Source organism: Nocardiopsis sp. TNDT3 (assembly GCF_003427465.1).
In the GTDB taxonomy this organism is placed as follows: domain Bacteria; phylum Actinomycetota; class Actinomycetes; order Streptosporangiales; family Streptosporangiaceae; genus Nocardiopsis; species Nocardiopsis dassonvillei.
Genome location: NZ_QPFC01000507.1, coordinates 1 through 4955 on the forward strand (window position 1 = coordinate 1; position 4955 = coordinate 4955).

The window sequence follows — 4955 nt, forward strand, 5'->3', positions numbered from 1 at the left end:
GGCCGGGTGCCCGCCGGGTTCTCCCGGTCAGGCACCCGGCCCGCGATCGGTGCTGTGCGTGCTTCCTGGTCGTGCGGTCCTGTCGTGGAGAGGAGGGACAACTCGCTAGAAGCCGTAGAAGTAGCCGGGGGCCACGAAGAGCCCGACGACGATGGCGATGATGCCCCACAGGAGCTGCCCGCGCAGCACCCCGAGAACACCGGCGACGATGAGAATGATTCCGAGGATTGTCAGTAGAATACCCATACACAACCACTGTCCCGTAACGGGTTGATCAAACTTTTCGGTTGGATGTGATTTGGGAAAGGCGTCTTGGTGCAGGTGAGCGCCCCCGCACCGGATATCGCCGCACTCCCCGGAACGCCCGCGTGACCCTCCGCGCACGCCCTGCGCGCGGGGGTCCGCGGCCCCGGGGACGCTCCCCGGGGCGCCGCCGCGGCCCTCAGCCGCGGGCCAGGCGCAGGGCCCGCGCCACGATGCCCTCGCCGACCGTCGCGGTGAGGATCGACTCGGGGTGGAACTGGACCGCGTACCACCGCGCGGCCGGGTCCTCCACGGCCATGACGACGGGTTCCTCATCCGCCCCGCCCTCCAGGACGGCGGTGACCTCGAAGTGCTTGACCAGCTCGGGGAGGGTGTAGGTGGAGTGGTAGCGGGCGGCCGGGAAGGCGTCCGCCCCTCCCAGGCCGGTGAGGAGCCGCCCGCCGTGGACCCGCACGCGGCCGGGCTTGCCGTGCACCGGCGCGTCCAGGGTGCGCAGTTCTCCCCCGGCGTGCTCCACCATCCCCTGGAGCCCCAGGCACACCCCGAACACCGGCAGGCTGCGGGCGGCGAGCGCGTCCAGCAGGGCCGACATCCCGAAGTCCTCGGGCAGGCCGGGGCCGGGCGAGAGCACGACCAGGTCGGGGGCGAGCCGGTCGAGCAGGGAGGGGTCGAACCCGTAGCGGACCGTGGTCACCTCGGCCCCGTGGCGGCGCACGTAGTCGGCGAGGGTGTTGACGAAGGAGTCCTCGTGGTCGACCAGGAGCACCCGCATGCCCTCCCCCGGGAGTTCGGCTGACCCGGCCTCGGTCCCACTGTCCTCCTGCGCCGGGGAGTCCTCCCGCTCGCCCAGGGCGAGGGTCTCCAGCAGGGCGCGCGCCTTGAGGAAGGTCTCGCGCTCCTCGGCCTCGGGGTCGGAGTCGTAGAGCAGGGTGGCGCCCGCGCGCACGGCGGCCACGCCGTCGCGGATGTGCGCGGTGCGCAGGGTCAGGCCGGTGTTCATGGAGCCGTCGAAGTTGAGCACGCCGACGGCGCCGCCGTACCAGCGTCGGGGGCTGGTCTCGTGCTGCTCGATGAACCGCATCGCCCAGGTCTTGGGCGCGCCGGTGACGGTGACCGCCCACATGTGGGTGAGGAAGGCGTCCAGGGCGTCGAAGTCGCGGCGCAGGGTGCCCTCGATGTGGTCGACGGTGTGGATCAGGCGCGAGTACATCTCGATCTGGCGGCGGCCGATCACGCGGACGCTGCCCGGCTCGCACACGCGCGACTTGTCGTTGCGGTCCACGTCCGTGCACATGGTGAGCTCGGACTTCTCCTTGACCGAGGAGAGCAGTTCCTGGATGTTCTCGGCGTCGCCCAGGGCGTCCTCGCCGCGGCGGATGGTGCCCGAGATGGGGCAGGTCTCCACGCGCTGTCCGGTGCCGGGCTCGCCGGTGACGCGGACGAACATCTCCGGGGAGGCGCCGACCAGGTACTCGCCCTCGCCGAGGTTGAAGAAGAACTCGTAGGGGGCGGGGTTGCGCTCGCGCAGCAGCTCGTAGAAGCGGGCGGGCGAGGAGCAGCGGGCGTAGGTGCGGTGCCCCGGGACGACCTCGAACAGGTCGCCGCGCCGGAACTTCTCCTTGGCCTCGGCCACGACGCGGGCGTAGGAGCCGGGTTCGGGGCCCTCGGGCACCTCGGCGGCGACCACGGGCGGGGTGGGTTCGGTCTCGCGCGGCAGGCCGCGCGTGGTGGCCTCGGCGCGGTCGCCGTCGGCGGGGACGGTGAAGTCGTAGGTGTAGCGCACGCAGGTCTCGCGCTTGCGGTCGCGGACGATGACGGCGTCGGGCAGGTGCAGGACCAGGTCGCGGTCGCCGGGGTCGCGGGCGATGTGCTGCTCGATGGGCTCGAACTGGAAGGCCAGGTCGTAGCCGAAGGCGCCGTACAGGCCCAGGTTGGCGTCCTCGGGGCTGCGCAGGGCGGCCATGACGGCGCGCAGCGCGGTGAAGACGCTGGGGCGGCGGCTGCGCTCCTCCTCGGTGAAGAACTCCCCCGGATCGGGTTCGGGGACGGTGACGGCGACGCTGCCGTGTTGGAGGTCGGCCAGGGTGCTGTCGGGGTCGGGGAGGCCGACGGAGTACAGGGCCCCGGCCAGGACGGGCAGCAGGACGCGGCCGCGGGCGTTGAGGGCGGTGGCGGTGACGCGGCGCCCGCGCGTGGTGATCTCCAGGCACGGGTCGACGTAGCCCAGGTGCCAGCGGTCGTACCGGCCCGGGTACTCCATGCCGGAGGAGAGCACTCCGCCGCGGCGCAGCTCGACCGAGCGGACGAGCTCGGTGAGGATCTCGGGATCGCAGGGGGTGGCGCTGCGGTGGACGGTGACGCCGCCCTCGGTGAGGTACGTGCTGGTCTGTGCGTCGCTGGGGTTCACGGCCGGTCCTTTTGGCTGCGCGGTCGGATGGGCCGCACCGTCCGGGGCCGTGGAACACGAAACGACCGCCGGTCCGGGGCGGTCGCTGCATGGGTATGCGAACTCGGAGCACCGCCTAGGGGCGGCGCCACCACTGAGCCTGGGTGTTCGTCTGTCGCATGGGCACGAGTGTAGCGGGTGCGGTGTGCGCTGGGGAGACCGACGCGGAGGTTTTCCGGCCGCGACGTGCGGGGAACTCGCCCGGAGCAGAGGGTGGGGCGTGCGGCGGAGCGTCGAGGGGAGAGCACGAAAGCGCTCTCGCGCGGACGCGCGGCGCTGTGCTAGGGTGCGTAACCCGCTGTCGCTTTTGGACCTCACTCACAAAAGTCCCAGTATACGGAGCATAGCAAGCCGATGGAGTTCTGTCAAACCGGCGCCGACGAGGGCGCCTCGTCGGCCCTGACCGTGGAACAGGCCAGGATCAGCACGATGTACGAGCGCCTGGACGCCCTGCGCGCCCACACCTCCGAACAGCTCGCCTCCGCCCACCTCCAGGAACGCGGGGGGTACGCGGCTCTCGTGGAGCGCGAGACCCGCTCCTACGAGCAGGCGCGCCGCCGCGCCCAGCTGGGGGCGGTCGAGGAGGGTCTGTGCTTCGGCCGCGTCGACCTCTCCCACGGGGGCGGCGGACCCGAGACACGGTACGTGGGCCGGATCGGGCTGCGCGACGCCGACTACGAGACCATCCTGGTGGACTGGCGGGCGCCGGCCGCACGCCCCTTCTACGCGGCCACCCCCGGGGACCCGCACGGGGTCACCCGCCGCCGCCACCTGCGGGTGCGCCGCCGCAGGGTGCTCGGACTCGACGACGAGGTGTTCGACCCCGACGGGCTGACCGACGCCGACCGCCGCCAGCTGGTCGGGGAGGCCGCGCTCCTGGCGTCGCTGCGCCGGGGCCGGACCGGGCGGATGGGCGACATCGTGGCCACCATCCAGGCCGAGCAGGACCGCGTCATCCGCGCCCGGCTGGCCGGGGTGCTGGTGGTCCAGGGCGGGCCCGGCACCGGCAAGACCGTGGCGGCGCTGCACCGCGCCGCCTACCTGCTCTACACCCACCGCGCCGTGCTGGAGCGGCGCGGGGTGCTGGTGGTGGGTCCCAACCCGGCGTTCCTGCGCTACGTGGGCGACGTACTGCCCTCCCTGGGGGAGACCGACGCGGTGATGCGCACGGTCGGGGAGCTGTTCCCGGGGGTGGCGGCCTCCCGCCGCGACGCGCACGCCGCGGCGGCGGTGAAGGGCTGCCTGGCGATGGCCGACCTGGTGCACGCGGCCGTGGCCGACCGCCAGCGCACGCCGCTGGAGGCTTTCGGCGGCGCGGACCTGGTCGTGGAGACCGACGCGGGTGCGCTCACCGTGCCGGGGGCGCTGTGCGAACGGGTGCTGCGGACCGCGCGGGGACTGCGCCTGCCGCACAACACCGCGCGCAAGTACGTGGTCGGCTCCCTGCTCACGGAGCTGGCCCGGGCCGAGTCGCGCCTGCTCGGACGGCCCGCGGACGAGGAGGACCTGGAGTTCGCGGGCGCACGGCTGTGGTCGGAGGATCCGGTGCGGGAGGCTCTGGAGGCCCTGTGGCCGCACCTGACCCCGCAGCGGCTGCTGCGGGAGCTGTTCGCCGACCCGGCCGCGCTGGAGCGGGTGGGTGCGCGGGCCGGGTTCGGCGGGGACGCGTGCGCGCTCCTGGCGCGCTCCGTCGGGGAGCCGTGGACCGTGGAGGACGTGCCGCTGCTGGACGAGGCCGCGGAGCTGCTCGGGGAGGACGGGGGCGCCGCGCGGGCGCTGGAGCGCCGCGAGGACGCCGAGCGGGCCGAGGAGGAGCGGTACGCGCAGGGGGTGCTGGAGTTCACCGGCCTGTTCGAGGACAGGATGATGGACGCGGCGGCGCTGGCGGCGCGCCACCGGGACGCCGGGGCCGCGCGCACCACCGCGGACCGGGCGGGCGCGGACCGGGAGTGGACGTACGGACACGTGATCGTGGACGAGGCCCAGGAGCTGTCGCCGATGGCCTGGCGCACGGTGATGCGGCGCGTGCCGACCCGGTCGTTGACCGTTGTGGGGGACGTGGCGCAGACCGGCAGCGCGGCGGGGGCGCGTTCGTGGCTGGAGGCGCTGGAACCCTACGCGCCCGGCAAGGTGCACGTGGAGCGGCTGCGGGTGAACTACCGGACGCCGGAGCCGATCATGGCGGTGGCCGCCGACGTGCTGCGGATGGCCGCTCCGGGCGAGGAGGTGCCGGAGTCGGTGCGCG

Annotated in this window: 3 protein-coding genes; 1 reads left to right on the forward strand and 2 read right to left on the reverse strand. The window is 73.6% G+C overall.

Going from position 1 to position 4955, the window contains the following annotated elements; genetic code table 11:
• Positions 1-105: 105 nt before the first annotated feature.
• Together DQW06_RS29230 and DQW06_RS13240 are read right to left on the reverse strand one after the other, a co-directional pair.
• Positions 106-246 carry a GPGG-motif small membrane protein gene (locus tag DQW06_RS29230; protein WP_013152479.1) on the reverse strand — a complete coding sequence of 47 codons (141 nt, stop codon included), beginning with the start codon at positions 244-246 and terminating at the stop codon, positions 106-108.
• Between the two features lie 196 nt (positions 247-442).
• Positions 443-2671 carry an anthranilate synthase component I gene (locus tag DQW06_RS13240; RefSeq protein WP_013152478.1) on the reverse strand — a complete coding sequence of 743 codons (2229 nt, stop codon included), beginning with the start codon at positions 2669-2671 and terminating at the stop codon, positions 443-445.
• A gap of 393 nt (positions 2672-3064) precedes the next feature.
• Here DQW06_RS13240 and DQW06_RS13245 point away from each other — a divergent pair.
• The coding region (locus DQW06_RS13245; protein ID WP_117198552.1) for an AAA family ATPase at positions 3065-4955 on the forward strand (1891 nt) is incomplete at its 3' end.

What these genes read in the sequence shown, in the direction of transcription:
- DQW06_RS29230 (WP_013152479.1), bottom strand. Translation starts at nt 246, where the DNA reads ATGGGTATTCTACTGACAATCCTCGGAATCATTCTCATCGTCGCCGGT.